Origin of the sequence: Agrobacterium albertimagni AOL15, assembly GCF_000300855.1 — a bacterium.
GTDB classification, from domain to species: domain Bacteria; phylum Pseudomonadota; class Alphaproteobacteria; order Rhizobiales; family Rhizobiaceae; genus Allorhizobium; species Allorhizobium albertimagni.
This window is the reverse complement of the sequence record NZ_ALJF01000052.1, coordinates 1-597: the sequence shown is the minus strand read 5'-3', so window position 1 is coordinate 597 and position 597 is coordinate 1. Positions and strand designations below refer to the sequence as shown.

At 59.3% G+C, this 597-nt stretch carries 1 protein-coding gene; it reads left to right on the top strand.

Features of this window, described 5'->3' with window-relative positions:
- Positions 1-597: hypothetical protein (locus QWE_RS24295; protein ID WP_006728831.1), on the top strand; the 597-nt coding region annotated here is incomplete at both ends.

The following is a 597-nucleotide window of genomic DNA, read 5'->3' as shown; positions in this document are numbered from 1 at the left end:
GTTCAGAGCAAGCTCGGGACTGAGAGCGGTGAGAATGGAACGACCTTTGTGATAGAGGCTGCCACAGGGCAGGTGTTCAGCGAGGCCGACATCAAGGCGATCATCAACCACCTGCGCTTCTTCGTCGATGAGAAGACGCCGCAGACGTCGCCGGACCGGACGCTGCAGATCACGCTGACGGACAATGGCGATGGGACAACCAACGCAGGTGTCAACAGCAACACGTTCGAGGTGACGATTGCCGTCACTGGCGTGAACGACACGCCAAACGACAACCGCAGCAACGCTGTGTCTGTGGCGACAGCCGAAGATACCGGTATTGCGGATCTGACGAGCCTGATGCGCACGACGTTCGGCGGTTCGCAGAACCCTTATAACTTCGTCGATCAGGACGATGACACCAACGATCTGGGTGGCACACCTGCCCAGATGACGCTGAGCGTTGCCCACGGTACGCTGACCTTCACCGATGGTTCCGGCCTGACGGTCGTCAGCGGCAATGGCACTGGCGCGATCGTCGTGCAGGGCTCTGTCGCCAACCTGAACAGCTTCATCAACGGTGGTGGTGCAGCAAACGTTTCCTATCAGCCGAACACC